The 26,261-nt window shown below is 45.6% G+C and carries 25 protein-coding genes; 3 read left to right on the plus strand and 22 right to left on the minus strand.

The window, feature by feature from the left end; all coding sequences use genetic code 11:
- Positions 1-66 precede the first annotated feature (66 nt).
- The 3 genes from AC58QM_RS04750 to AC58QM_RS04760 form a co-directional block, all read right to left on the minus strand.
- Entirely contained in the window at positions 67-858 is a 792-nt protein-coding gene (locus AC58QM_RS04750; protein WP_497282753.1) for an HAD family hydrolase, read from the minus strand.
- A gap of 39 nt (positions 859-897) precedes the next feature.
- On the minus strand, positions 898-1,083 hold the full coding sequence (locus AC58QM_RS04755) for a DUF896 domain-containing protein (protein WP_497281850.1): 186 nt from the start codon (positions 1,081-1,083) through the stop codon (positions 898-900).
- Positions 1,084-1,227: 144 nt separating this feature from the next.
- Positions 1,228-1,629 (minus strand): LysM peptidoglycan-binding domain-containing protein, encoded by a 402-nt coding sequence (locus tag AC58QM_RS04760; protein ID WP_497281851.1) that lies wholly within the window; start codon positions 1,627-1,629, stop codon positions 1,228-1,230.
- Positions 1,630-1,773: 144 nt separating this feature from the next.
- On the opposite strand from AC58QM_RS04760, the gene lexA reads away from it, so the two are divergent.
- Positions 1,774-2,391, plus strand: coding sequence for a transcriptional repressor LexA (gene lexA, locus AC58QM_RS04765; RefSeq protein ID WP_056620907.1), 618 nt, complete (start codon positions 1,774-1,776; stop codon positions 2,389-2,391).
- Positions 2,392-2,463: 72 nt separating this feature from the next.
- Here the strand turns inward: lexA and AC58QM_RS04770 are convergent, their stop codons facing one another.
- From AC58QM_RS04770 to AC58QM_RS04820, 11 genes are all read right to left on the minus strand, one after another.
- Positions 2,464-3,702 carry an aminopeptidase gene (locus tag AC58QM_RS04770; RefSeq protein WP_497281852.1) on the minus strand — a complete coding sequence of 413 codons (1,239 nt, stop codon included), beginning with the start codon at positions 3,700-3,702 and terminating at the stop codon, positions 2,464-2,466.
- A 91-nt stretch (positions 3,703-3,793) separates the two neighbouring features.
- Positions 3,794-5,122, minus strand: a complete 1,329-nt coding sequence (gene glnA, locus AC58QM_RS04775; protein WP_497282754.1) for a type I glutamate--ammonia ligase — start codon at positions 5,120-5,122, stop codon at positions 3,794-3,796.
- 56 nt (positions 5,123-5,178) lie between these two features.
- Positions 5,179-5,589 (minus strand): MerR family transcriptional regulator, encoded by a 411-nt coding sequence (locus tag AC58QM_RS04780; RefSeq protein WP_047676992.1) that lies wholly within the window; start codon positions 5,587-5,589, stop codon positions 5,179-5,181.
- A gap of 95 nt (positions 5,590-5,684) precedes the next feature.
- Positions 5,685-6,905, minus strand: a complete 1,221-nt coding sequence (locus AC58QM_RS04785) for a methionine gamma-lyase family protein (protein WP_497282755.1) — start codon at positions 6,903-6,905, stop codon at positions 5,685-5,687.
- A gap of 31 nt (positions 6,906-6,936) precedes the next feature.
- Complete coding sequence (gene hflX / locus AC58QM_RS04790; protein WP_497281854.1) at positions 6,937-8,268, minus strand: GTPase HflX; 1,332 nt, start codon at positions 8,266-8,268, stop codon at positions 6,937-6,939.
- 211 nt (positions 8,269-8,479) lie between these two features.
- A complete protein-coding gene (gene efeB, locus AC58QM_RS04795; protein ID WP_497281855.1) occupies positions 8,480-9,745 on the minus strand; it encodes an iron uptake transporter deferrochelatase/peroxidase subunit in 1,266 nt (421 codons plus the stop codon).
- Between the two features lie 19 nt (positions 9,746-9,764).
- Positions 9,765-10,931 (minus strand): imelysin family protein, encoded by a 1,167-nt coding sequence (locus AC58QM_RS04800; protein ID WP_497281856.1) that lies wholly within the window; start codon positions 10,929-10,931, stop codon positions 9,765-9,767.
- 27 nt (positions 10,932-10,958) lie between these two features.
- Positions 10,959-12,446 (minus strand): FTR1 family iron permease, encoded by a 1,488-nt coding sequence (locus tag AC58QM_RS04805; protein WP_497281857.1) that lies wholly within the window; start codon positions 12,444-12,446, stop codon positions 10,959-10,961.
- A 184-nt stretch (positions 12,447-12,630) separates the two neighbouring features.
- The gene (locus AC58QM_RS04810) at positions 12,631-13,608 is read right to left on the minus strand and encodes an AAA family ATPase (protein ID WP_497281859.1); all 978 of its coding nucleotides are present in this window, start codon (positions 13,606-13,608) and stop codon (positions 12,631-12,633) included.
- A 124-nt stretch (positions 13,609-13,732) separates the two neighbouring features.
- A complete protein-coding gene (gene lplA, locus AC58QM_RS04815) occupies positions 13,733-14,734 on the minus strand; it encodes a lipoate--protein ligase (protein WP_497281860.1) in 1,002 nt (333 codons plus the stop codon).
- A 17-nt stretch (positions 14,735-14,751) separates the two neighbouring features.
- Entirely contained in the window at positions 14,752-15,231 is a 480-nt protein-coding gene (locus AC58QM_RS04820) for a GNAT family N-acetyltransferase (protein WP_497281861.1), read from the minus strand.
- Between the two features lie 126 nt (positions 15,232-15,357).
- Here AC58QM_RS04820 and AC58QM_RS04825 point away from each other — a divergent pair, with 126 nt between their 5' ends.
- On the plus strand, positions 15,358-16,164 hold the full coding sequence (locus AC58QM_RS04825; protein ID WP_497281863.1) for a GNAT family N-acetyltransferase: 807 nt from the start codon (positions 15,358-15,360) through the stop codon (positions 16,162-16,164).
- A 34-nt stretch (positions 16,165-16,198) separates the two neighbouring features.
- The gene (locus AC58QM_RS04830) at positions 16,199-17,065 is read left to right on the plus strand and encodes an SDR family oxidoreductase (protein ID WP_497281865.1); all 867 of its coding nucleotides are present in this window, start codon (positions 16,199-16,201) and stop codon (positions 17,063-17,065) included.
- Between the two features lie 52 nt (positions 17,066-17,117).
- Here AC58QM_RS04830 and AC58QM_RS04835 read toward each other — a convergent pair whose 3' ends face one another.
- From AC58QM_RS04835 to mutL, 8 genes are all read right to left on the minus strand, one after another.
- On the minus strand, positions 17,118-17,828 hold the full coding sequence (locus AC58QM_RS04835; protein ID WP_497281867.1) for a YdcF family protein: 711 nt from the start codon (positions 17,826-17,828) through the stop codon (positions 17,118-17,120).
- 5 nt (positions 17,829-17,833) lie between these two features.
- Entirely contained in the window at positions 17,834-18,493 is a 660-nt protein-coding gene (locus tag AC58QM_RS04840; protein ID WP_497281869.1) for an alpha/beta hydrolase, read from the minus strand.
- A 43-nt stretch (positions 18,494-18,536) separates the two neighbouring features.
- Positions 18,537-19,265 (minus strand): peptidylprolyl isomerase, encoded by a 729-nt coding sequence (locus tag AC58QM_RS04845; RefSeq protein ID WP_497281871.1) that lies wholly within the window; start codon positions 19,263-19,265, stop codon positions 18,537-18,539.
- A gap of 172 nt (positions 19,266-19,437) precedes the next feature.
- Positions 19,438-21,993 carry a transglycosylase domain-containing protein gene (locus AC58QM_RS04850; protein WP_497281873.1) on the minus strand — a complete coding sequence of 852 codons (2,556 nt, stop codon included), beginning with the start codon at positions 21,991-21,993 and terminating at the stop codon, positions 19,438-19,440.
- 149 nt (positions 21,994-22,142) lie between these two features.
- A complete protein-coding gene (hfq, locus tag AC58QM_RS04855) occupies positions 22,143-22,382 on the minus strand; it encodes an RNA chaperone Hfq (protein ID WP_056620871.1) in 240 nt (79 codons plus the stop codon).
- A 67-nt stretch (positions 22,383-22,449) separates the two neighbouring features.
- Complete coding sequence (miaA, locus tag AC58QM_RS04860) at positions 22,450-23,421, minus strand: tRNA (adenosine(37)-N6)-dimethylallyltransferase MiaA (RefSeq protein WP_497282757.1); 972 nt, start codon at positions 23,419-23,421, stop codon at positions 22,450-22,452.
- On the minus strand, positions 23,412-24,188 hold the full coding sequence (locus AC58QM_RS04865) for a class I SAM-dependent methyltransferase (protein ID WP_497281875.1): 777 nt from the start codon (positions 24,186-24,188) through the stop codon (positions 23,412-23,414). The genes miaA and AC58QM_RS04865 overlap by 10 nt, the downstream gene beginning before the upstream one ends.
- A gap of 4 nt (positions 24,189-24,192) precedes the next feature.
- The gene (gene mutL, locus AC58QM_RS04870; RefSeq protein ID WP_497281877.1) at positions 24,193-26,259 is read right to left on the minus strand and encodes a DNA mismatch repair endonuclease MutL; all 2,067 of its coding nucleotides are present in this window, start codon (positions 26,257-26,259) and stop codon (positions 24,193-24,195) included.
- Positions 26,260-26,261 lie beyond the last annotated feature (2 nt).

Raw genomic sequence — 26,261 nt, forward strand, 5'->3', positions numbered from 1 at the left:
GCCCAACAGCACAGGACATTACGTCTTGCTTAGCTGCTGGGCTTTTCTATTAACAAACCTTATGACCTAACTGTTCGCAATAATCGGCAATACTTCTTGAAGACGGCTTACTTCGTAAGCTGGTACGATTTCATCGCCACTTTGTAGTCCATGGTGGTTAATCCAGATGTTACGCATACCGATGCTTCCCGACCCCAAAATATCTGTTGTTAGCTTGTCCCCAATCATAATGCCTTCATCAGCATTGATATCAAGCAGCCCTAAGGCATAGTTGAAAATAGCCGCAGCTGGCTTCCCTTGACCGAATTCACCTGAAATTACGATATGATCAAAGTAGGAAGCAATCGCAGGAACACCTGCTAATTTCTCTTTTTGAAGATCTGGTGAACCATTAGTTAGAAGAAGCAGCTTGTAGTTCCCCTTCAACGCGTCTAACACGCGGAACGTTTCTTCATATACATAGGGACGACTGCGACGCTCAGCTGCAAACAGCTCCCCTAGCTTGTAGCCTAGCTCACGATTCTCGATCCCAAGTGCAGCTAAACCTCTTGTCCAAGATTCCGTGCGGTAGCCTGGCGCTAGCTTCTCTAACTTACGGAAGTTCTCATCTTCACCTTGCGTGAAGTTAGCCCATAGTCCTTCAAATGGATTAATCCCAATCATTTTCGTAAATGGGAACGTCTCGAAGGATTCATACAAACTTCTTGCTTCTTTACGAACAGACGCTTCTAATTCCTCAGGTTTTACATCGACATGCTTCGCTGCTTCTTCACAAGTTGCAGTAAAGGCTTCCTCCACACTACGATCATCCCATAATAGAGTATCATCCAAATCAAAAAGCACAGCTTTCAACGTCATCATTCATTTCCCCTTTGAATGTAGTATCTATGTGTAAGCTTAATTCTCTTCGTCAGTGAACTTAATTGAATCCAGTTGGACTTTCAGGTTCCCTCTGAATGCATCAATATACTTCTTTCTCAGCTCGTTGCGCTCATCCAGTTCTGCATCTGTTAGACCAACTGTCTTCGCTTTGCGAGCTAATTCATTGATGCGCTCAATCGTTTTATCCATGCTGTCACTCATTGTAATCCTCCCAGTCAAAATTTCAATATGAGTACTACTTTGCCATCACAGTTTGTGATTGTCAAGGATACATCATAAAGAGCCATAGACCTAAGGGTCCATGGCTCAAACTTTCATCTATATAGATAGCTAAAAATGTACGTATTAAGGAAGTAATAGAACCTGACCCGCTTGTAGAGAACTGCTCGATAAATGATTAAATGATTTCAATCGTTCGACATAAGAACGCGTGTTCTCACCCTTCTTTTTGTGAGAGTCCGCGATTTCCCAGAGTGTATCACCACTTTGAATAACAATCTTTTCGTGTTGGATCGGTTGTGCGGATGGTTGAATGGAATCAGTTGGTATAGACGATGTAACCGTACTATCACCTGCATAGGCTTGTACAATCGCACCAAACGAAAACACAGTTCCAAGAATTACTGCTATCAGCAAGAAACGAAGTAGTAGTTTCGCATGACCCCGTTTAGTCGTCATCCCTTTGGATGCTTGAGCAGTACCTTGAAGTGTTGTTCTTCCGTTCGATTGTGAATAAGCCATATACATAAAATCATCCCCCAAACATTTGTTCTGATATCAGAATAACACGAACACATGTTTGAGTCAACCGTTTCTCGAACTTATGTTTGTACGAACTCGGGTTCTATGTTATACTTTGGGTAATGATTCCCAGTATTGGAGTGATATCTTATGAGTAAAATTTCGCAGCGTCAACAAGCAATAATGGAATTCATTAAGAACGAAGTGAAAGATAAGGGCTACCCGCCTTCCGTTAGAGAAATAGGCGAAGCTGTTGGACTAGCTTCCAGTTCAACTGTACATGGACATTTGGAGCGTCTTGAGAAAAAAGGCATGATTCGTCGAGATCCTACTAAACCGCGTGCAATCGAAATTCTAGGGCTTGATGGTGCTGAGTCCCAATTCGCAGTTTCCGTCGCTCGTGTTCCCCTCGTTGGTAAAGTAACAGCAGGTGTTCCCATTACAGCCACTGAGAATATCGAAGATTACTTCCCGCTTCCTTCCAGTATGGTTGGCGACAACAACGTGTTCATGCTCAGCATCATGGGTGACAGTATGATCGAAGCTGGCATTCATAATGGCGACTATGTCATCGTTAAACAACAACAAACAGCGAACAACGGCGATATCGTTGTCGCCATGACCGAAGATGATGAAGCAACCGTTAAGCGTTTCTACAAAGAGAAGGATCATATTCGCCTTCAACCTGAGAACTCCGCGCTGCAACCTATTCTCTTGAAGAATGTAACGATTCTAGGGCGCGTTATCGGTTTGTTCCGGGATATGTAAGACTTGAATACCGCCACAAAAGAAAGGCTCTCGAAGTGAAATTTCACTTGAGAGCCTTTCTTTTTCCTACTTTTAAAAAGTTAACACCCAGTTCCCCGCGCGGAAAATCGGCTCAATCGTCCCATCTGCTAGTTCCCCATCGATCTCAAGCTCCGCAGAACCTATCATGAAATCCACATGGATCAAGGAACTGTTCCCTCCACGAGCTTTCAACTCCGCGTTTGACAGTGTAGTCCCTTCCTTCAAATTGATCGGATAACAGCTGCCCAAGGCCAAATGGCATGATGCATTCTCATCAATACCCGTGTTATAGAAAATACGATTAACATTGGAAATCGGAGAATCAAATGGCACAAGTGCAACCTCTCCTAGATAGCGTGCACCTTCATCCATATCCAATAAACGAGCCAAATGGTCATAACCCACTTCAGCTTGGAAATCTACAACCTTACCTGCTTCGAACGTAAATGAAAACCGATCCACCAATGCCCCATTGATATTTAACGGCATCGTACTCGCTACAGTTCCACTTACCCCTGTTCGGTTTGGAATGGTAAACACTTCTTCCGTCGGCATATTCGCCACATAACGGATGCCCCGAGCGTTCTCATTATCCCCGCCTAGCCAAATATGTCCCTCTGGAAGTTCAACTCGCAGATTAGTCCCTGTAGCCCGATAACGCAGTGCTTTATAACTTCTAGCATTCAGCAAGCTATGTGTGGCCTTCAGCGTATCCAAATGTGTTTGCCATGCTGCGATAGGATCATCTTCATAAACACGATTGAATTGGAAAACAGCATCCCACATCGCAGGAATTCGTTCCCCTTCAGGTAAATCCGCATACACCATGTTCGCCCAAGCTTCTGTAGGTGCTTTGATCAGACACCAGCTGAACTGGCCTGTACGAACATACTGTTGATACTTAGCTCTCGCTGTTGACGCAGCTTTCGATGCACGCGAAATTAAACTAGCATCAATCCCATCATATAAGTTCGGATTCGGAACCTTGATATTCAACAATGCGCCGCCATTTTCTACAAAACGCTCTAACATCGTTGTATACCACTCTGGGTAATAGTCCATCGATTCATCCTGTGCATAATCAAATTTGCTTCGTGTTACAACATCGTCTTGCCAATGCACATGCACATAATTCGCACCTGCTTCATATGCCTTCCGGACAATAAGTCTTGTTAAATCAAGCGTCTCAATAGGTGCTTCTACCAAGAGATCCTGACCTTTATTCAAATTAACCCCAATTCGAATCACTAACTCTGCATACTTTTCTAGATTACGATTAAAATTGTCCATTGTTCAATTATTCTCCTTCGCATTAAAAAGCCCACCAGCTCTCATAAACGAGGCTGACGGGCTCTAATTATCTAATTGTAAGAATCAAATCCTAGTACAAGGAAAGATATTGATCTCTTTCCCATTGGTGAACTTGTGTGCGGTACATGTCCCACTCAATTTCCTTCAACTCATAGAAGTGCGCCAACGCGTGTTCGCCTAGTGTATCGCAAACAACATCGTCACGAAGCAACTCGTCTAGTGCTTGTTTCAAGTTAAGCGGTAAGCTAGGAATACCTTCGGCTTCACGCTCTTCTTCCGTCATCACATAAATGTTACGATCGGTTGGCGGAGGAAGCTGCATTTTGTTCTTAATGCCATCCAAACCAGCTGCCAGCATTACTGCTAATGCCAAGTATGGATTTGCCGCTGGGTCCGGGTTACGAACTTCAACACGCGTGCTTAGACCGCGGGAAGCTGGAATCCGAATCATTGGACTGCGGTTACTAGCTGACCAGGCCACATAACAAGGTGCTTCATAACCAGGAACTAGACGTTTATAAGAGTTAACCGTAGGGTTGGTAATCGCAGCAAAAGAACGTGCATGACGAAGTACGCCCGCCATATATTGTCTTGCTACTGTGCTCAAACCTAATTTATCGCTTTCATCATAGAACGCATTCGTCTCACCCTTGAACAAGGATTGGTGACAGTGCATTCCTGATCCGTTCATTCCGAACAATGGCTTCGGCATAAACGTCGCGTGCAAGCCATGCTGTCTAGCTACTGTTTTGACAACAAGCTTAAAAGTCTGAATTTGATCAGCTGCTTTGATCGCATCTGCATATTTAAAATCGATTTCGTGTTGGCCTGGCGCTACTTCGTGGTGAGATGCTTCAATCTCAAAGCCCATTTCTTCCAAAGTTAGCACGATATCACGACGGCAGTTTTCCCCAAGATCCATTGGTGCCAAATCGAAGTAACCACCTTGGTCATTCAACTCTGTAGTTGGGTTACCTTTTTCATCCGTTTTGAAAAGGAAGAATTCCGGTTCTGGTCCAACGTTCATTGCTGTGTAACCCATTTCTTCTGCTTGCTTTAACGCATTTTTCAAAATAGCGCGCGGATCCCCAGGGAATGGCGTGCCATCCGGCATATAAATGTCGCAGATTAAACGTGCAACTTTGCTTTCTGTAACCCATGGGAAAATAACCCATGTATCCAAATCCGGATACAAATACATATCCGACTCTTCGATACGCACATAACCTTCGATAGAAGATCCATCGAACATCATTTTATTATCAAGCGCTTTCTCAAGTTGGCTTAAAGGAATTTCTACGTTCTTAATACTTCCCATTAAGTCTGTGAATTGCAAACGGATGAAACGAACGTTTTCTGCTTTGGCAATACGAAGAATATCTTCTTTGGAATAGTTAATGTTATAACTCACGTGTGCATTCTCCTCTCAAATGTTAAGCGATTGGGCAACTGATTTTATTTGTAAAATCTGGACAACTGCCCCTGAATCAAAGACACTTGATCCGGACGTTTACCCCCGCCAATCAATTGCTGCTTCAGCATTTTGTGCAATTGAGAGTCGGTTAATTCTTTCCGTTTCACTTCCGTGTGCTCGTTAAGGATGGTTGCATCCTCAGAATCCTTATCAACAGGGATAAGAACCTGCTTGATACCTGCAATGTTGACACCTTTTTCAATCAAATCTTTAATCTCAAGAAGACGTTCCACGTCATTAAACGAATAGAGCCGTTGATTACCAGCTGTTCGTGCCGGGATGATCAGTTCGTGTTGCTCATAGTATCGAATTTGTCTTGCTGTCAAATCAGTCAGCTTCATGACGATTCCGATAGGGAATAACGCCATATTTCTACGTATTTCATCACTCATGCTAATCACTCCTGGTCAGTAAGTACCTCTCTATCATTGTACCTTTCTAACAAAAACGTGTCAAGGAGTGTCAGGTTTGTTCACAGTTTAAATTTTCACAGTAATCCCTTGTCTTCCATATGTTGGATAGCCGTTAGTACACCTAACTTGCAATGTGAGTAGGTCAAGCCGCCCTGCATATAAGCGATGTATGGCTCTCGAATTGGGGCATCTGCAGACAGCTCCAAGCTGCCTCCTTGAATGAATGTGCCAGCGGCCATGATGACAGGATGCTCGTAGCCAGGCATGTCCCAAGGCTCTGGCACGACATGCGAATCGACAGCAGACGCCTTCTGGATGCCTTGGACAAAAGTGATCAAATGCTCCGCCGACGTGAAGCGGATCGCTTGGATCAAGTCCGTCCGCTGCGCATCCCAGCGCGGAGAGCTGACAAAGCCGAGGTCTTCGAAGATCGCTGCCGCGAAGACCGAGCCCTTGACGGCTTGCCCCACCAAATGCGGGGCAAGAAATAGCCCTTGAAACATGGCTCGCGTCGCGCCGAGCATGGCTCCAACCTCGCCCCCAATACCGGGGGCGGTCAGTCTGTACGCGGCGAGCTCAACGAGGTCGCGTCGCCCGGCGATGTAGCCGCCCGAAGGGGCGATGCCGCCGCCGGGGTTCTTGATCAGCGAGCCAGCCATGAGATCGACGCCAACCTGCGTCGGCTCCTGCGGCTCTGTGAACTCACCATAGCAATTGTCCACGAAGACAATGAGCTCTGGGTTGATCTCTTTGACAAATCGGACCATTTCACCGATTTGTTCGATCGTGAACGACGGCCGCCACGAGTAGCCGCGTGAACGCTGGATGCCGATCACCTTCGTGTTCGGCTGAATGGCTGCGGTGATGGCGGACCAGTCCGGAGAGCCATCCTCCAAGAGCTCGACTTCGTCATAGCCGATGCCGAAGTCTTGGAGGGAGCCTGTGCCATCGCCAGGCTTACCAATGACCTTGTGCAACGTATCATAGGGCTTACCCGTGATGTAAAGTAGATGTTCGCCAGGTCGAAGCACGCCAAACAGAGCCGTACCAATCGTATGCGTGCCTGATACAAAGTGAGGCCGCACAAGTGCCGCTTCCGCTCCCATCGCATCCGCATAGACAAGATCAAGCACTTCTCGGCCACGGTCATTATACCCGTACCCCGTCGATGAAGCAAAATGATAATCACTTACTTTATGTTTTTGGAAGGCTTCAATGACCTTCCATTGATTCAGATCAATGGTTTTCTCGATTTGACGAAAAGCGCTCTCTACGCGTTGCTCCGCCTTTTCCATTCTAGCCATTACTTTTTCCCCGAAATGCATCTTAGTTGCTCTCTCCCTCGTTCTCATCCTGCTCTGACTTCTTCTCTACCGATTGATCGTAAGCTACTAGCAGATAGGCCTGTTTGACATAATCCTCCTTGTTCACTCGAACCTTGAAGATCATGTCTTCCCCATCCACATCGGTCTCAAGTACCTCACCAATGCGATACATGAGGGCAATAATATCCCCTTTATCGGCTGGAATGCGGAACTCCTTGCTATCACCCATCAACTTATCTTCAATCGTAATACGAAGTCGTTCTAAATCCTCAGTCGTATAGGCACTCATTTTCATGAATTCGCCTTCGGTTGTAAGCATCTCCCGATCCGCTTGCGGACAGAGATCAATTTTATTAAAAATCGTGATTTGTTCTTTCTGATGTGCGCCAAGCTCTGCTAGTACTTCTTGTACGACACGCATCTGCTCGCCCCGCATATCCGTTGAGCTATCTACCACATGAAGAATCAAATCAGCCTCATTCGCCTCTTCCAACGTGGCGCGGAACGAAGCGACAAGATCATGGGGAAGATTTTGAATAAAGCCTACTGTATCTGTAAGGACAATTTCCTTGCCGCTTGGTAATACCATTGTGCGTGATGTTGGATCTAGGGTAGCGAAAAGTTGATTCTCAATATAGACATCAGCCTGTGTTAATTGTTTCAACAAGGTAGATTTCCCTGCATTGGTATACCCCACTAAAGCGACTTGGAATACACCGCTCTTCTTGCGACGTTCTCGGTGCAGTGTACGGTGACGAACAACTTCCTCCAGCTGTGCCTTTAGCTCGTCAATGCGTCCACGGATGTGCCGACGATCTGTTTCCAGCTTCGATTCACCGGGACCTCTCGTTCCGATACCGCCGCCTAGACGAGACAGGTTTTTACCTTGCCCTGAAAGTCTCGGCAACAGATAGCTCAGCTGCGCTAATTCAACCTGAATAATCCCTTCACGTGTTTTGGCACGTTGAGCAAAGATATCCAAAATCAACTGTGTACGATCGATAATTTTCACATCAAGTGCTGCTTCCAAATTACGAACCTGTGCACCCGACAGTTCCTGATCGAAGATCGCTGTATTTCCGCCCAGCTCTTCCAACATCAGCTTCAATTCTTCGACCTTTCCTTTTCCAATAAACCACTTCGTATCCTTGACTTCTTTGTTCTGCGTCATCGTTTCCAGCACTTGAACACCAGCAGTTTCTGCCAGTTTCACCAGCTCTTGCAACGAATATTCCGCCAAAAGCTCATTTTTCTTCTGCTTCTGTGTAATCAAACTGACGAGCACAGCTCTGTCATCGATTTCTTTCTCTACCATATGTGAAGTTGTTTTCATAGTCGTCTCCTTTAACTTCCTGCAAATTACTTAAAATGACTCAAATAAGGCCAAAATGGCCTATTCCTTCATTATTGTGGAGGAAATGATTAGGAAAGTCAATTTGCTGCACAGGAAAAATCGATTATAACGGACTTGCCAACAAAAAACAGGGCAGTCACACAAATAGATCTCTCTACTCGCGCAATAACCCTGTTCCTATATCCTTATTTTACTCAAATAATGTTTGGCCCAGGTAAGCTCCTTTCACAGGAACACCTGGCAATACAGCAAAATAACCGCCGCCTGTCGTATCTGTATAAGCCAGCATTTGATCTGGCATTTTCGGATTCGTCAATCGTTTTTGAATCGATTCAAACTGTGTTTGGATATTCCGATTGAAGCAGACAAACAGAAGACCTGCATTGATGCGACCTACGCTGTCCAAATTTTCCATAAAATTATATCCACGTCGTAATATGCGTTCCCTCTCCGAGTTCTCTCCCGAGCGCGGGTTAGATAAACGTATATGCGAGTCTAAAGCTGTTACCTTGCCTTCAGCGTCAGCGGCAAACTGTGGCGTATCGAATTCTGCTGTACCATCCATGGGTGCCCCGGAAACTTTCTGACGGCCAATAATTTCTTCTTGATCAGCGTATGTTTGTTGATCCCACGTTTCAATCCGCATATGAATGCGGCGAACTACCATATAGGTACCCCCTGTTATCCAAGGTTCGCTGTTCCTGTCGCCAGAATCAATCCACACGTTATTCTTCATAAAAGACTCGTCTTGCAAGGCTGGGTTCGCTGTACCATCCTTAAAACCAAATAAATTCCGTTTCGTCCCTTGCGCCTTCACGCCAAGCTGACCTGTTTGCTGCCAACGCAAGTGAGCAACGCCCCTAGCTGCTTTAGATAAGTTGCGAATCGCATGGAAGCAGATAATTGGATCATCGGAACACGCTTGTATGATGATGTCTCCGTGTGTTAATTGATCCTGTAAGGAATCTTTATGAAAAATTGGCATCTCAGTCAACCCTGCTGGTTTACGGGATCGAAGTCCAAAGCGGTCCATGCCCTCCTTTTCAAAAAGAGAAGCGCCTACAGCAAATGTAAGTGTTAATTTACCTGTATCAAGGCCAAGCTGCTCGCCCGTATCCGTTGGGGGAAAAGCCGCATCCTGAGGCTCAACAGCCAGCGGTTTCCCTGCCATCAGGGTTGCTGCCATCTCTGTCCACTGCTTCAATAGTGCTTGCAGTTCTTTCACATCGCTAGTCGTTACATCGAAAGCCGCCACATTAGCAAAATTTTGTGCCGGTGTCACAACTCCCGTCTGATGAGGGCCATAGAAATCCAGCGTCTCACCGGTTGTGGTAGCGGCAGCTTTATTCGTTGGAAGTGCGGCTTTCGCCTTTCCAAGCAAATCTCCCAAAACAACGCCCGCCGCACCCGCAGCGGTCATCCCCAAAAAGGCACGACGATTCATTTTGTCAGACATACCGCTTAACCCCATTCCTTTATTTACTTAGCGTCCCCGGCATTTTCACAAGCGGTTCAGCCAATGCTTCTAATTTATTTTTCAAATCAACTTGTTTGGCTTGCTCGAGTTTACTGAAATCATTCCATGTTGGACCAACAGGTGAAAGTGTGTTCATCGTTTCGATAACTGTCGCTAAGCTCTTGCTGATTTTCTCATCCAAAGCCGCATCTTTCTTCTTCAACTCTGCTTTCACAAGATCATAGATTGCTTGGGCACCTTCTACATTGGCACGAATAACCGGCACTGTTGCTCCGCTCCAGCGCTCTTCTTCACCAGTGATTTTACTGGATTGTGCTTCCTCCATCAATTCCCCAACACCTGCGATAAAATCTGTAGGAGCAATCGTAGTAGCCGCAATCGCTTGTTGCATTTTCTTACCATCTTCAAGCAATCGAGCAGCAAATGGCTCAGCATCCTTGATGTTTTTCTTCACAAACAATAAGTATTCAATTCGGTGATACCCTGTAAAAGCAGGATCCTTCTCGTTTTTAAAATCGTCCACGCGCGCATCCATCACACCATCCAGCTCACTGAATGTTTCGATGATTGGCTCAATTCTCTCATACGGCATACGAGCTAGTCCATATGCTTCTGTCGCTTTTTTCATATCACCACTTTTGATGGCAGTGTTCAATTGATCGAGCAATATCACCAGTTGGTTTCCTTGATCTTGTACATACTTGTTGTAAGCTTTGGCGGCTTCCTTAAGCGCAGCAGAAGCTTCAATAACGTCTTTATTAACAGCTCCTTTGTTCTCTGCAAAAGAAGTGGTCAGCTCCGTCAACGCCGCTTTTAAATTTGTATTTAAAGCCGTTAATGTAGGGAAATCCAGCTTATCTTCTTTCAAACCCGCTTCAAGCGGTGTCAAAAACTTTTCAACTTTAAAATAGAGTTCAGGGAATTTAGGCTTTACTTCATCCTCGAAGCTTGCCCATTGATCTTGCAGCTGATCGGCAAGTTTCTTGGCATCCTTTACTTTGGAAGCCTCTAATTGACCCTTTAGACTGTCGACACTTGTTACTAACGTCGTTGAACCCTCTTTAAAAGGCACTTTAGCAATCTCAGTTGGCTCTGATTTACCGCAACCTGCGAGAACAAGCGTAGTTGCTGCTGCTAAGATGAGAAGTTGTTGGCTTTTTTTCATGGGATAATTCCTCCACTTTTCTTTAATTTAGGATTTATTGTTTATTGACATATTTCTGTTAGAAATGGCTTTAAGACGATCCCTAATCACTGCAAAGACTGCCAGAAGCAGAAGGATCAACTGAGGAATGGCGCTCTCTAAAGTAGGATATAGAGCTACGGTATCCCAGCTTGGCAGCCAATCGGCTGTTGTTGCGGGCAAGTAACCAGCTAATTGAAGTCCATGTACGCCCATCCCAGCAAATTTGAAGCATAGATAGAAAACAAACACACTTGAAACCAAGAAAAATGGCCGCATCGGGATACGAAGACCGATCTTCAGAATCAGAAATGCAATAATAAGCAGCAAACCTACACCAATAGCGATTCCGCCAAGCAGCGAAGCCAAGGAAATCGAAGATGCCATCCCAATCATAAATAGCACCGTTTCTGTCCCTTCTCGGAAAACAGCTAGAAAAGCAAGTAAGCTAAGGGAAGCTAGACTCCCAGTTGCTAAAGCTTTGACACTTTGATTGCGAATATAAGTCTGCCAATTGGAAATGCTCGCCTTGCTATGTAACCAATAACTCATATACAGGAGCATCAGAGCAGCAAAAACCCCTGTACAACCAGCAATTAAAAAGTTGTTATTACCAAAAGCACTCGCCGAAAATAATTGTTGAACCACAATACCCAGCGCTATGCTCACAAGTAGTCCTCCATAAACGCCATACCAGATCCATTTCTTCTTATCTTCGTGACCGGCCTTCCTCAGAAACCCGAGCAAAGCAATAACAACAAGTAAAGCCTCGAGTCCTTCTCGAAGGATAATCGTCGTAGCATCTAGCATCGTGTAGCTTGTCTTTGCCGCCAAAGGCTGTAAATCAGCCTGCATGCGAGCAATTGTCACAGCAGCGTCTTGATCCTGAGGAGGTGTTGCCGATAGCTGCGCATACGCTGTCACCATATCTCGTTCCATGGACGTATACACGGAGGAGGATTGTGTCAACACAATCCCTTCAACAAGCAACCAGGAATTTCGAAGGGTTTGAATACTCTCGGATGCTCCTTCGATATCCCTTTGCTTCAGTTGATCCGATGCTTGCTCCAACAACTTTATTAGCGATGCTACGGTTACCTCTTTATCACTCTTCGCTGATGAACCGAACGCGGTGAGATTGCCCTGTACGAAATAAGCATTCAACGTATGTAAATCTTTCAGCTTCGCCGCAAGCTTTTGAGCATCGACCGGCTGCTTCATCGTTTGCAGAGATGCTTCCCCCATGGCTCCTTCAATTTTTTGGTATGCCGCTAAGGATTGCTCCTTAATTCCATCTTCATAGCTCAGCCAGTTGATTTGAAAAGCTTCAAACAACTTCGTCGCTTGATCGATATTACCGCTTTCTGCCGCTTGAATTGCACTTACGATACCTGCATCTTCCTTGGCTAGATCATCCTGAGGCTTAGCACTAACGAATAATGGCACAGAGAGAAATAGTAGAAGTGCAATACAACTGGATAAAATAACTTTCCTCATACAAAACAACTCCTTGGAGTGGTAAACTTTTAATCGCTAACCGTTTATTTATAAGTAATATTGATAATCATTATCAACGTAATAAGTACTCTGTTTATTTTACTCAGATCCTCAAAACTGTCAATTGCTTTCCACACAAAAAAAGCTAATTAACTTAAATAAGTTAATTAGCTTTTTGATGTCATCATTTAAACTTCACATCTTCCGGGCGAATCGACATCAGTTCGATTTTGGATGGTGCGTTCACATACTGACTAAGTAGCCGAACTGCTTGATGCCGCATCGCTTTCTCCAAAATGTTTCTAACATACCTCGCATTGCTGAACGCTCGCCAGGTCATCGCTTTCTCCTCAGCGAGATGCTGCTTCAATTTCGCAAGGGTTTGCGGCAAGAGCACATACTCACGATCCTTCGCCATCAACTCCGTAATTTGAATCAGTTGATCAATGGCATAATCCTCGAATTCAATTTGAATAGGAAAGCGTGAGGGAAGTCCGGGATTCGTAGCTAAGAATTGCTCCATTTCATCACTATAGCCAGCTAGAATAAGGATAAATTCATTTTTCTTGTCTTCCATACCTTTGACTAACGCATCAATGGATTCCTTGCCGAAATCCTTCTCCCCGCCACGTGCCAAGCTGTATGCCTCATCAATAAATAGGACGCCGCCCATCGCTTTTTTCATCAGTTCGCGTGTTTTCAAGGCGGTATGCCCGATGTATTCACCTACAAGGTCTGCCCGTTCCACTTCAATGAAATGCCCCTTACTCAGTACGCCCATAGCATGAAACATGCGGCCTAGAAGCCGTGCTACAGTCGTCTTTCCCGTTCCAGGGGCGCCCTTGAAAATCATATGGTACACATGAGCATTGCTCATAAGTCCAGCTTCAACACGAAATTGAGAGATCTGCAGGAGCGCATAAATTTCATGTACTAGCTCTTTGACATTTTCTAAGCCTATCAATTGATTCAGCTCTTTGAAAATATCCGATAGCGGCCCCTCCATTGGCGTCTTTTTGCCAGAGATCATCGGCTCGGCGTCGGCAAGGGGTACAGCGCCTGACTGCCCACCTGATCCCTCAACAGTACGCCGCTGACTGCCTGGTTCCGGCTGCCGTAAAACGATGTTGATTTGTCTGGATGGCAAGCTTCTACCACTCATGAGGATCACCTCGTTTACATGATGGTTTATTAGTTCGTATCCACCATCCTACGCTTGGAAACATCATTTTAGACCGTAGCTAGCATAGTTATACACGGTTAGTTGTTACTTGTTCCCTTTAGACTTAGGTTAACATAAGCAAATCTATGAATATCTCCATATCCAACGCGCCGAAGTATCTTTTCAATTCCACATCTGACAAGCGTTCACGCACTGCTTTCTCCTCATAACGTGTACTAACTAGCTTCTCTTCTAACTCACCCACATCATGTGCACCAAAGAAATCACCAAATATTTTAACTTGCTGAATATGTCCTTCTTCAATGGCTAGCCGAATATCGATGCGACCAATGCCTTCAATTCTTTTCGCATGTTGAACCGTACTTTTGGGTGACTTGCCATAATTCCAATCCCAATTCTGATAACGCTCTTCTGAGATGAGATGAATCTGATTCCAGTCTTGTTCAGTAAGCGTGTACGTTGGCACAGATGCTTCATTCACTCCGAAAATAGAGGTAAGAAGCTTCACTCGGAACTCCTCCATCGTCAGGGGTTCTTTTAGAAATTCAACGATATTGGCAACCCGGCTGCGTATGGATTTAATCCCTTTCGATTGAATTTTATCCGGATCAACACGAAGGGCTGACACGACATTCTCTACTTCCGAATCAAACAGAAGCGTGCCATGACTAAACATTCTCCCTTTCGTTGAAAATTGCGCATTACCCGATATTTTGCGTTCACCCACTTGAATATCATTGCGACCTGTTAATTCCGCTTCGATACCAAGTCCATGCAGTGCTTCAACCACGGGTGCCGTAAACTTTTGAAAATTGTGAAAGGAGTTCCCATCATCTTGGGTAATAAAACTGAAATTCAAGTTGCCCAGATCGTGGTATACCGCGCCTCCGCCAGACAAACGACGGACAACGTGCAGGTTATTCGCTTTGACATATTCAGAATTAATTTCTTCTAACGTGTTTTGATTTTTACCGATGATGATGGAGGGTTCGTTAATATAAAAAAGCAAATAACTTTCGCCAGCAGGGAGCTGTCGCAGGGCAAATTCTTCAATGGCCAGGTTGATCCTCGGATCTGTAATTCCTTCATTATCAATAAAAAGCATACCTATTCTCCTTTATTCTAATCCATTAATTTTGTCGTAAGGGTACGATTTAAGGTCAGCATACCAAGGGATGCATAGAAGCGCATCGCTCGCTCATTAAATTCCCAAACATTTAACTCTAGAGATGCAGCTTCGCGCTCTCGCGCCCATCGGGTAGCAGCCTCATAAAGCTTCCTGCCAACACCTTGCCGCTGGTGCGTGGAAGCTACGGCAAGTTCATTTAAGTAGGCATACTTACGTGGAACTAACGCTTCATAGTTCGGACTCTGTTTCATCTCCAGCATAGCTACACCGATCACGTCAGAACCAAGTACCGCTACAAGGATCTCCTTGTCCGACTTCGCCGAGAAGCTCCTGTACCATCCCATTGCTACAACATGATCTAGTCGGGTAAATCGATCTGGCAATGCCTCCGCATGTTCTTCCTGACCCTCTCGAATGATGGCGTTCACAGCATTGAAGTCTTCCAACGTCGCCGATCGCAATAATAGTTCCATCCTTGTTTACCTCCGAAAATTAAATCCAATCGTCTAATGTAGGTACATTTGATTTTTTAACATTGAATTTTTATGCATTAAAATGTATGTTTATGTAATAGTTTAAGGGGATGGAGGTTACATTTCATGCAAACAGAAAGAGATTTTTTCGAATTCATCGATCGCATAGCAGCCAATACTTGGCCAGCAGAAACTAGTTCCATGGTGGATCACTGGCATGTCAGAGCTTCACAGGGTATAACCAAACGGGCAAACAGCGTTTTTGCAGTTGGTTCTTACCCGCGTGAGGATAATTGGCTTTCACGTGTTGAACAATTTTACCATAGTCACGGGCTACCTGCTATTTTCCATATCAGTCATGCATCACCTGAGCATTTGGATCGCCTGTTGCAAGATCAAGGTTATGAACTCGATACTCCTTGTTTAATGATGACGGCTGAGAGTGCATTCGTAGCTGCTAAAGCACTAACGTGCATGCAAAGGAAGTATCCTACCTCCTTATCACTTGATGTAATGATTTCAGAAACGCTAACTCCAGAGTGGTTGGATGCCTTCCTATACCTTGAAAAGTACCCAGAAGAACGTAGGAGCTTCTATCAAGGGTTATGTGATCGGATGCCATCACCTAAAGCTTTTATCACACTGAAGGAACAAGGGCAAATCGTTGCACTTGGCACAGCCATCGTAGAGGGCAAATGGGCTGGTTTCGTCAATGTGATTGTGCATGAAGAGCATCGCGGCAAAGGCTACGGATACGCCATTCTTCATGCCATGACAGCTTGGAGTATTACCCAAGGCGCTACACAGCAATATTTACAAGTTATTACTGACAACTCACCAGCCGTTTCTTTATATGAGAACCTGGGATATCAAACGAAATATGGCTATCATTACCGTGTGAAGTATGATTTGGCTGCTCTTGTATCATCCTAACAAAGAATTTCGTTGGATGAAAGGAGACGATTACATGACTGCCACGAAGGAGAAACCCGTATTCCCACCACAGCACCAGAACCACCAGCCTGGCATAGAATCCGACATGACGCCGCTCCCCGAATTTGAGAAGGCCAGTTATCAACCAGCAGGCAAACTCAAGGATAAGGTCGCCATCATCACGGGAGGTGATAGCGGGATCGGTCGCGCCATTGCTGTTGCTTATGCGAAAGAAGGTGCAGATGTTGTCATCGTTTACCTGAATGAGCATAAGGACGCGGAAGAAACACATCAACATGTAGAGCAAGCAGGCCGGAAGTGTCTGCACATCGCAGGTGACATTGGTGAAGAGAGCTTTTGCAAACAAGTCATCTCGCAAGTTATCAAGGAGTTCGGGAAGCTCGACATCTTGGTGAATAATGCAGCCGAACAACATCCCCAACAAAGCATTACAGATATTACATCCGCTCAACTGGAACGAACGTTTCGTACGAATATTTTCTCATACTTCTATATGACGCAAGCCGCGCTTCCTCATTTGAAGTCTGGCAGTGCTATCATTAACACTGCTTCCATTACCGCCTACCACGGTCACGAGCAATTAATTGATTATTCATCAACGAAAGGCGCCATCGTCACCTTCACACGTTCACTCTCCCTCCAGTTGAATGCCAAAGGCATTCGAGTGAATGGGGTCGCTCCTGGGCCGATTTGGACGCCTCTGATCCCTTCTACGTTTACAGCTCAGGAAGTAGAGGTCTTTGGCTCTACGACACCAATGAAACGAGCAGGACAGCCTAGTGAATTGGCTCCGAGCTATGTATTCTTAGCCAGCGAGGACTCCTCGTATATGGCTGGGCAAATTCTTCATATCAACGGTGGCACCATTGTGAATGGCTAGAAGAGAAAAAGCATGACAGACAGCGGTTCTCCGCTTTCCTGTCATGCTTTCTTTATTTTAGACCAAGCTTCAATTGCAATTTGGTTAAATACCAATTCGTGTAAGCCAACGTTTCTCTCGTATCATGATAAGGCATGAAGAGTACTTCTGACTTTGTCGTGGAGACAAGTGGATCTATGTAGCCCAACGTTTTGGCAATATCAAGTGACCGTGAGCCATGAAACTTATGGGTAACGATGATTGAACTCACAAATGATTTTTCATTCATAATTTGTTTGCTGAACAGTAAATTCTCATAGGTACTCGTCGCATTGGGCTCGATTAAAATGCCTGTTTTCGGCACCCCTTTTTTCACCAAATAGTCCCGCATCCCCTCAGCTTCTGTTAGCTTGGAGCCATTGTGATCCAATCCACCGGTTACGATAAGTTGTTTGAAACGTCCTTGGTTGTACAAATTCACGGCTAAGTCTAGCCGTTCTTGTAAACCTGGGCTCGGTATATCATTGCGCAAAGAGGCACCTAATACAATACCTACATCTACTTGCTTCGGTAAAGTCTGTTGCGGACCAACCTGCACTTTCCACTGGATAAAAACAAGCCATGCAACCAGCAGTGTAAAAGAGATCAATGTAATTTGAAATGTCCTTACAAATAGGCGGTACAACTTAGAAGGCCGTTTGCCTTTAGTCGTATTGGCTTTCCTTTTCGTTGGCGCGGGTATGATGGCGCTTTGTTTCTTGTTCATGCTAGGCTTTACCGGCATCCAACCTACTCCTTATCCAAAAATGCACTTACTTGTCTAAATAAGGCCGGAGCATCCTCGCTCAAACAGATCAAATGATCCGATTTGGCGTGCCAATGCAGCTCTCGCTGCCCTCTCAGCTTACTATAAATATATCGCGCACTTTGCGGATGAATCACTTGGTCTCTCTCCGACTGCGCGATGAGTGTTGGTTTATTCACTTGACTCAGCTCTGGCTTCAAATGTCGAACTAGTCTTGTGAATTGCCATGTAGCAACGAGCGGGGTGGATTTCCCTTTTATTAAAGTGATTTTTCGCTGATACTTCCATTCATCACGCAGGACGTTCAGCAGCCTGCCAGGGCTAACATAGATGACAGCTGTGTTTAACAAAATAAGTTTGCGTACAGGGTACCGAACGGATAAATAAGCAGCTAGAAGACCCCCCATTGAAAATCCCACCATATCAAAGGACCCATAGGTTTCTGTCATTCTGTCCGCATGCCTTTCGGCTGCCTGCACCCAATCTTCCCAACGCGACGCGTGAAGCTGATGACGGCTCTCTCCATTCCAAGGTAGGATCGGCACCTCACATAGCTGACCACGTTCTCGTAAATGCCGAGCTAACGGCTCAACCTCATAAGGTCCACCTGTAAATCCATGGAACAATAAGCACGGTTGTTTCATGAGATCCACTCCTATCTAGCATGAAAGCGTTGTTTATGTTAGTTTATTTTTCTTTGATGGTAATGGTGTTAATCGTGACCTTTTCTTTTGGCTTACTTGGGGAAGAATCTCCACCATTTGGATCTCTTTCCACAGGTGTTTCCGCGATTTTTGCAATAGTCGCCATACCGTCAGCCGTTACTTTTCCAAAAATAGAGTAATTCGGCATCTTGTTCAATGAGGCACAATCCGCACCCGAACAGATGAAAAATTGGCTGCCATTTGTATTAGGGCCCGAGTTTGCCATCGCAACCGTACCTGGTTCGTAGGTATGCGTTGTTTTCAGCTCATCAGCAAATTTATAACCTGGGCCACCTCTGCCGGTCCCTTGAGGATCTCCCGTTTGGATCATGAACGTTTTGATAATACGGTGAAACGTCACGTTATTGTAAAAGCCCTCTTTGGACAAAAAGACGAAGTTGTTCACTGTTTTTGGCGCTTCTTTGGCGTACAGGTCAATGGTGAACGTCCCTTTGGAAGTGGTCACTTCAGCTTGATATGTTTTGTTGGAATCAATGATCATATCAGGAGCTTTGCTCCACTGCTTCGCTCCAGAGGGCGATGTCGCCGGCGATGCTGCTGCAGTTGGAGAAGATGTACTCGTACTCGGCGAAGAAGTCCCGCCAGTTGTTTCTGTTGGTTTGTTACCGCATGCGGAAGCGAGAAGCGTTAGCGTAAGTAAGGAAGCGGTGATTAGCATTTTGTAATTCATTGACTTGGTGGCAAATTTCATTAATTGATCCTCCAGTTTAAATGTGATTGGCATTGCAGGACGTAAGTGCCATCGAGCGATTGCTTGGCGATGAGTAAAAGCTTTATAACGCCATTTTCGGACGTTAAATGCTTGTCCGCCTCGCCCTGAGATATAAGGCCCTTTTAGGGCCTTATTATGCTCGCTTTACGAACTAAGTCCCACTCTTCGGCTTGTCATCCGTTGGCTTACCCGGAGAAAGTGTCGGCGTTGGTGTCGGCTTCGGACTCAAGGATGGACTCGGCGTTGGACTAGGTCCGGTTTCATTGCCATTACCTGGTTTAATCGTTGGCACTGGCGACTGCGAAGGAACTGGCTTCCCAGAAGGTGACGGGGATGGACTGGTCCCATTCCCAGGTGAAGGTGAAGGAGATAACGATGGTGTAGGAGATGGAAGCCCTCCGTTCGGCAACGAATTATCCTTTGGAATTTCGACGGTAGCTACATTCGACTTCGCACCTGGCGTATTCGAACTCGTTTCCATCGGAACGACGTAGTATTGATAGGTTTCCCCACTGTTTATCGTCGTGTCTTCAATTTGCGATTTAGGTGTTTGAATAATCATTTGAGCTTCTGCCTCAGTTGAGCTTTTACGGAACAATTGGTAGCTAACTTTATCGCCTAACGAAGTCCATGCTATTTTCACTTGCTTCGTTTCTGGGACGTAAACGGCTGATACATCCGCAATCCCAGTCGGCGGTTCTTTCAAATCATCTACATTTGCAGGCTTAACAAAGTTTGTAACTGTCTTGCCCGCTAACGACAACGTCATGACTTCCTTGAAAATAGCAGCTGTGCTGCCACTTCCTACCGTCACATAATGCTTGGAATCGACTTTATCAAAGCCTTCCCACACGGCCGCAGTCCATTCAGGCGTATAGCCCACGAACCAGACATCTCGATCGTACTGTTCAATGCCTTTAATATCAAGTCCTGTAGATCCCGTCTTCCCGGCAACTGGCCGATTCAACTTCGCTTTGACACCCGTACCACCTGTTTCTACTACACCTTGCAATAACAAGGTCATGTAGTAGGCAGTTTTCGCCTGCATGACTTGCTTTTTCTCCGGCTTGTATGCCGCAACTTCTTTACCTTGTGAATCGGTTATACGTAGAATCGCATGCGTTTTGTTTTGAATCCCTTGATTAGCAAAGGCCGTGTAAGCTGTCGCCATTTGCAATGGCGATACGCCATCCGTGAGGCCGCCTAGCGCAACTGCCAAATTCTGATCCTTCTGAGCGTTTAAGGTAGTACCTAATTTATTAGCAAAAGCAGTCCCCGTCCCAACACCTATTTTATTTAATAACCAGACAGGTGCTAGATTGTAGGATTTCTTGACGGCTTCAAACATCGTAACTTGCCCATGTGTTTGACGGTCATAGTTTTGTGGTGTATACGAGCCGAAAGACGTCTGCGTATCATCAAGTAACGAATATGGGGTATATTTCCCACTTTCTAAAGCAGGAGCGTAAACCGCAATTGGTTTAAATGAAGATCCTGGCTGTCTTTTCGAGTACACACGACTGAACCCTTTGGTTTTATAATCGCGTCCACCAATTAATCCCATGATACCACCGGTTTTATTATCCAAAATTACCATCGAACTCTGAATTTTTTGACCATCTGTTGCGTCCTTTTGGAAGAAACTCGGTTCCGCGTAGGTTTTCTCAATGTTTTGCTGCGCTTTGATATTCATAGTTGTGTAAATGCGATACCCTTTGGTTAAAAGCTCATCTTCTTCAATACCATACATATCTTCCGCTTCATTTACGACATAGTCTACGAATGAGGCATATGCTTTCGTCCCCGTGCTTACAGTCGTAGGCGGTACGTAATCGACAGCAGCGGCTTTCGCACGCTCAGCCTCTGTAATGTAACCCTGATCCGTCATCAGCCTTAGAACAACAGCTCGACGTTCCTTGGATAAATCAGGATGTGTTAATGGTGAGTATCTCGAAGGCGCTTTGGGTAACGCGGCAAGCGTCGCCATTTCCCATACTTCCAAGTCATTCAAATTCGATTTGCCAAAGTACACCTTGGCTGCTGCTTTAATACCGTAGGCATTACTCCCAAAGAAAATACGATTCAAATATTTCTCTAGAATCTCATCCTTCGTAAACCGTTCATCAAGCGCAAAGGCGATTGACATTTCCGTTCCTTTCCGGAACGCGGTCTTCTCTGAGCTAAGGAATACGTTTTTGGCCAGCTGTTGCGTAATTGTACTACCGCCTTCAACTGCACTCATGTGAACAATATCGGTAACAAGTGCACGGCCGATTGCTCTCAAATCAACACCCGAATGTTCATTGAAGCGCCGATCCTCTGTAGCGATAAAAGCTTGCTGCAGTCGTTCAGGCACGTCTTTGATATTAACGCTTTCCCGATTTTCACCACGATAAATTTTTGAGATCTCTGTGGCAGGTTTGTCTTTCCCATCCTTATCTTTGCCTTCCTCTTGTGCATAAATAAGTGTCGACTCTGTCGTGGAAATAATTTTATCAATATTCGCATCCAAAATTTTGAAGCCGCTCATGATGACAACAATATAGATTCCTGTCGCACAGATCACAGCAACGATTGCAGCAATGATGGTACCCATAATGAGCTTACGTGCACTAAATCGCTTTTTCTTAGAGCCCTTATTATTGCTCTGTTTGGACTCCCTTGGCTTGGTTTGCGGCGTGGATGGACGTCTCGTAGGTTTATCCATATTCACCAACTCCCTTACGTTTCGTTTCTCTCTATTTAGAAGATGAAACCAACAAAAGAACAACCTTTATACAAGGTTGCTCCCAAAAGTTTCTATTCGGTTAGACGTTTCAGTCCATTAAAAAGTTGCAAATTGAAGCGAGAACCCAATTATTCCGTTGCTTCTGCAGCTGCCATTAACGAAACAGCACGCTGTGGTGTGAAGGTAGAGATGGCATGCTTGTACACCATTTGTTGACGTCCTTCGCTGTCAATAATGATGGTGAAGTTATCAAATGCACGAATAAGTCCTCTAATTTGAAAGCCATTCGTTAAATAAACAGTAACGGGAATGCTTTCTTTACGCAGCTGATTTAGAAAATTGTCCTGAATATTAATGGATCGATTCATCAGTATGTCCCCCTTAATGGAATGAAACTTTCGCCTTCACGGCGCTATTTTCTAATGGTGATATTTGTTAATTATATTCTATTTTATGTACAAACTTTCCTGCTAGTATATCACTAATCATTTCGAAATGGGCAGAAAAATTTGCTATGTCCGTCACATCAACCCAATCAATGTCCTTCATATGCCGAAACCAAGACAATTGACGCTTCGCAAATCGACGTGTATCCCGCTTAAGCAGGGTCACGGCATCCTCGAAACTAAGCTCATGCTCCAGATAGCTAACGATCTCTTTGTAGCCAAGTGCTTGCATCGAAATCGCTGACTTTGGGGTGCCAGCGGCAAGAAGCGCTTGTACTTCTTCCACCAAACCTTCATGTATCATCGCATCAATGCGTTCTTCGATCCGCTTATAAAGAAGAGCTCGATCCATCGTTAACCCAATAATACATAGTTCGTAAGGAGATTCTTTTTTCTGGGAGGCCAAATGAGCGGTCATCGTTTCACCTGAGATATGGAAAATCTCAAGCGCTCGAATGACGCGTCTTCGATCGTTCGCATGCAGACGGTCTGCACTTTCAGGATCGATCTCCCGCAGCTTGGCATGCAGGGCCTCTTCCCCATGCGTATTCGCAAAGGCTTCCTGTGCTTGCCGAAATTCCTCATCCATACTGACATCGGTAAATTGATAATCGTAACAAACCGATTCGATATATAAGCCTGTGCCACCTACGATAAAAGGCAGCTTGCCACGCGAGTGGATGTCATGGATTAATCCTTTGACCCGCTCTTGGAATTCGGCTGCAGAAAACGAGTACGACGGATCATGAATGTCAATCAAATGATGCGGAACGATTTGCTGCTCCGCTTCACTAGCTTTGGCAGTGCCAATATCCATGCCACGATAAACCTGCATCGAATCACCAGAAATAATTTCACAATTGAAGCGCTGCGCAATCTCCAAGCTGAGCTTGGTTTTGCCAACTGCGGTGGGACCAAGTAGCACGAGTAATTTCGGCTTGGGAGATGGGGCTAACACAATCGAATCACTCCATACGTTGTTTTCGTTGTTGATCGTAACACATGCTCGAACCCGAGCCGGGCAAACTCTGAACTTTCTCTGTTTTCCTTAAGCACAATACTTTTGCGCGCAACGCGTCTTGCTTCTGCGATCGAAGCCAAACTAACTGCTTCATCGTTCGCACGATGCCGAAGTGGGGATATCGCCTGGGATTCCTCAATCGGACTGCGAAACATAGGATCAAAATAAACAACATCCACACTCTGCGTCTCTAACTTTTGCAAATAAGAAAGGTGATCTGTCCGCCTAACCTCAATGCGTCTCATCGCTGCATTCAACTCTGGTATCTCCGACTGATACTGAGCCAATCCTTCTTGGATGAGCATGGCCGGTATCGCTTCACTTTCCAGAGCTGTAACTCGCCCTTCCTCACCAACTACATAAGAGAAGACGATCGCATCCGACGCTAATCCCGCTGTACAATCCACGATACGGTCTCCTGGACCTGCTCCTGATGCCTCAATGAGTAAATCAGGCTCTCCTCGCTGCATCCGTTTGACACGTACGAGGGACATGCTAGGATGGAAAAAAGTTGCAGGGTGGTCTTCTTCATAGTACCTGATCTCTTCTCTTGTCACAAGCAGAACGGAACTATCCTTATAATTTCTCCTAAGAAGTTCCAAAGAATACTTCTTCCGGGGCACAATTCGGCCACCATATAAAGCTGATAATCGTGCGGCTTCCGCTGCCAATTCGGCAGACGGGTTATACGAAGTTGTCACTAGCACAGGGTTACATCACTCGCTTAAACATTTTTTCTAACTCATACGTTGTAAAACTTACTACGATTGGTCGTCCATGTGGACAAGTGTAGGGGTTCCTACAGCCAGCAAGTCGATCAATGAGCATCTCCATCTCGACAACGCTAAGACCTTGATTAGCCTTAATGGAAGCCTTGCAGGAGCACATGATCGCCGCCTTTTCACGCAGCTTAGCAATATCCAATGCCTTCCGGTCCGAAATGATAAGTTCGCACATCTCTTCGACAATGGACTTCTCCTCGCCAGATGGGAACCAATGTGGATGCGCACGCACTAGGAACGTATTGCCGCCAAAAGCTTCCATAAACACGCCTACTTGCTCAAACAAAGCAAGCCTATCCCCAATGACACCCGCCTCAGACGGTGTAAATTCCAAGGTAATCGGAACGAGTAATTCTTGGCTCGCCTCAGCAGGATTGCCAAAACGCTCATAAAAATATTCATAATTGATGCGCTCATGTGCCGCATGTTGATCAATGAGATATAAGCCCGTTTCATTCTGAGCAATCAAATAGGTGCCATGCATTTGTCCAATCGGGTCCAATCTTGGAAACGTCGGCAGCTTAGGTGCATCGCTATCTTCATTGGAAGGCATCAAATCCATAAATGCCTCATTCGTGCGTCGTTGCTGCTGAATAGAGGTATTGCGATAAGGTGCATGGCTAGAGGACGTGTATCCTTGATTAGTGGATGGCGGCCGTGAGGCTACTGGTGCCACAGGTGCCACTGGTGCCACAGGTGCCACTGGAGATGGCACAGACGTCACAGGAGATGGTACCTGCTGCTGCTGATATGCTGGTGCCGTTTCCTTAATCTGCGGCAGCGTTGGCATCCAAGACTTCTCCGTGCTTTGCGCAACACTTGACTCCGTCAAATTCAGCTTATTCGTATCTTCAGGATCCTTATGATCTTTAAAAAACTCCGCATCCAAATCCATCGATGCGCTGCGTGTTTCTTTCGGAGGCTCCACCGTACGGGTGAGCTCCAATTGCTCCTGGACATATGCACCTTTCGGAGCGGCTGCCGCCTTGACGCCCGTTGGAATCAACACTTGTCGCCCAAATAGCCGCTTCACCTCGGCTTCGATCAATGCCGTTAGCTCCGCTTCCTTACTGAAGCGGACTTCGAGCTTGGATGGATGCACGTTGACATCCACAAGCGCAGGATCCATCCCGATATGCAACGCAGCAACGGGATAACGGTTGATCGGCAGCAGGGTATGATACCCCTGCAGCAGTGCTTGATTCAGCGCGAAGTTGCGCACATACCGACCATTGACAATGGTCGAGATGCCGCCGCGATTCGCGCGCGTCATTTCGGGCTTCGCCACGAAGCCCGTGATGGTATAATCCAAGCTTTCCACTTGGAGAGGAAGCATTTGTTTGGCAATCGCCGTGCCGTAGATGCCTGCAATGACTTGCAGCAGATCCCCGTTGCCTAACGTTTGGAGCAGCACATTTCCGTTATGCTTTAACATGAAAGCAATCCCCGGATGAGCCAATGAAAGACGATATAAATAATCAGAGATGTGCCCAAGCTCCGTCTGGATCGTTTTCATATATTTCAATCTAGCTGGCGTGTTATAAAATAAATCGCGTACCGTCACTTCCGTACCGCGCGAAGCTGCAGTTTCTTCCACACTGCGAATCGTGCCGCCTTCGATGACGATTTTCCGACCTAGTCCATCTGTAGTCGCGCTTGTCACACACTCCAGTCTGGAGACTGAGGCAATACTGGGCAAAGCCTCCCCTCGAAAACCCAACGTGCGGATGGAGAATAGATCTTTGCTCGTCGCGATTTTGCTCGTCGCATGCCGCTGAAAAGCTAATTCACAGTCCTCAAGTGCCATGCCTGAACCATTATCCGATACCCGAATAAGACTCAAGCCACCCTCTTCAATCGTGACATCAACACGGGTACTTCCCGCATCAACCGAGTTTTCAACCAGCTCTTTCACGACCGATGAAGGTCGTTCCACCACTTCACCTGCTGCAATTTGGTTCGCAATATGCTCGCTTAAGAGCTGAATTTTGCCCATTG

It is taken from the genome of Paenibacillus sp. J22P165, from assembly GCF_059692015.1.

Excerpts from the sequence above, each read along its gene's own strand:
- AC58QM_RS04750 (WP_497282753.1), bottom strand. The coding sequence starts at position 858 with ATGACGTTGAAAGCTGTGCTTTTTGATTTGGATGATACTCTATTATGG.
- AC58QM_RS04755 (WP_497281850.1), bottom strand. The coding sequence starts at position 1,083 with ATGAGTGACAGCATGGATAAAACGATTGAGCGCATCAATGAATTAGCT.
- AC58QM_RS04760 (WP_497281851.1), bottom strand. The coding sequence starts at position 1,629 with ATGTATATGGCTTATTCACAATCGAACGGAAGAACAACACTTCAAGGT.
- lexA (WP_056620907.1), top strand. The coding sequence starts at position 1,774 with ATGAGTAAAATTTCGCAGCGTCAACAAGCAATAATGGAATTCATTAAG.
- AC58QM_RS04770 (WP_497281852.1), bottom strand. The coding sequence starts at position 3,702 with ATGGACAATTTTAATCGTAATCTAGAAAAGTATGCAGAGTTAGTGATT.
- AC58QM_RS04780 (WP_047676992.1), bottom strand. The coding sequence starts at position 5,589 with ATGAGTGATGAAATACGTAGAAATATGGCGTTATTCCCTATCGGAATC.
- AC58QM_RS04785 (WP_497282755.1), bottom strand. The coding sequence starts at position 6,905 with ATGGAAAAGGCGGAGCAACGCGTAGAGAGCGCTTTTCGTCAAATCGAG.
- hflX (WP_497281854.1), bottom strand. The coding sequence starts at position 8,268 with ATGAAAACAACTTCACATATGGTAGAGAAAGAAATCGATGACAGAGCT.
- efeB (WP_497281855.1), bottom strand. The coding sequence starts at position 9,745 with ATGTCTGACAAAATGAATCGTCGTGCCTTTTTGGGGATGACCGCTGCG.
- AC58QM_RS04800 (WP_497281856.1), bottom strand. The coding sequence starts at position 10,931 with ATGAAAAAAAGCCAACAACTTCTCATCTTAGCAGCAGCAACTACGCTT.
- AC58QM_RS04805 (WP_497281857.1), bottom strand. The coding sequence starts at position 12,446 with ATGAGGAAAGTTATTTTATCCAGTTGTATTGCACTTCTACTATTTCTC.
- AC58QM_RS04810 (WP_497281859.1), bottom strand. The coding sequence starts at position 13,608 with ATGAGTGGTAGAAGCTTGCCATCCAGACAAATCAACATCGTTTTACGG.
- lplA (WP_497281860.1), bottom strand. The coding sequence starts at position 14,734 with ATGCTTTTTATTGATAATGAAGGAATTACAGATCCGAGGATCAACCTG.
- AC58QM_RS04820 (WP_497281861.1), bottom strand. The coding sequence starts at position 15,231 with ATGGAACTATTATTGCGATCGGCGACGTTGGAAGACTTCAATGCTGTG.
- AC58QM_RS04825 (WP_497281863.1), top strand. The coding sequence starts at position 15,358 with ATGCAAACAGAAAGAGATTTTTTCGAATTCATCGATCGCATAGCAGCC.
- AC58QM_RS04830 (WP_497281865.1), top strand. The coding sequence starts at position 16,199 with ATGACTGCCACGAAGGAGAAACCCGTATTCCCACCACAGCACCAGAAC.
- AC58QM_RS04835 (WP_497281867.1), bottom strand. The coding sequence starts at position 17,828 with ATGCCGGTAAAGCCTAGCATGAACAAGAAACAAAGCGCCATCATACCC.
- AC58QM_RS04840 (WP_497281869.1), bottom strand. The coding sequence starts at position 18,493 with ATGAAACAACCGTGCTTATTGTTCCATGGATTTACAGGTGGACCTTAT.
- AC58QM_RS04845 (WP_497281871.1), bottom strand. The coding sequence starts at position 19,265 with ATGAAATTTGCCACCAAGTCAATGAATTACAAAATGCTAATCACCGCT.
- AC58QM_RS04850 (WP_497281873.1), bottom strand. The coding sequence starts at position 21,993 with ATGGATAAACCTACGAGACGTCCATCCACGCCGCAAACCAAGCCAAGG.
- hfq (WP_056620871.1), bottom strand. The coding sequence starts at position 22,382 with ATGAATCGATCCATTAATATTCAGGACAATTTTCTAAATCAGCTGCGT.
- mutL (WP_497281877.1), bottom strand. The coding sequence starts at position 26,259 with ATGGGCAAAATTCAGCTCTTAAGCGAGCATATTGCGAACCAAATTGCA.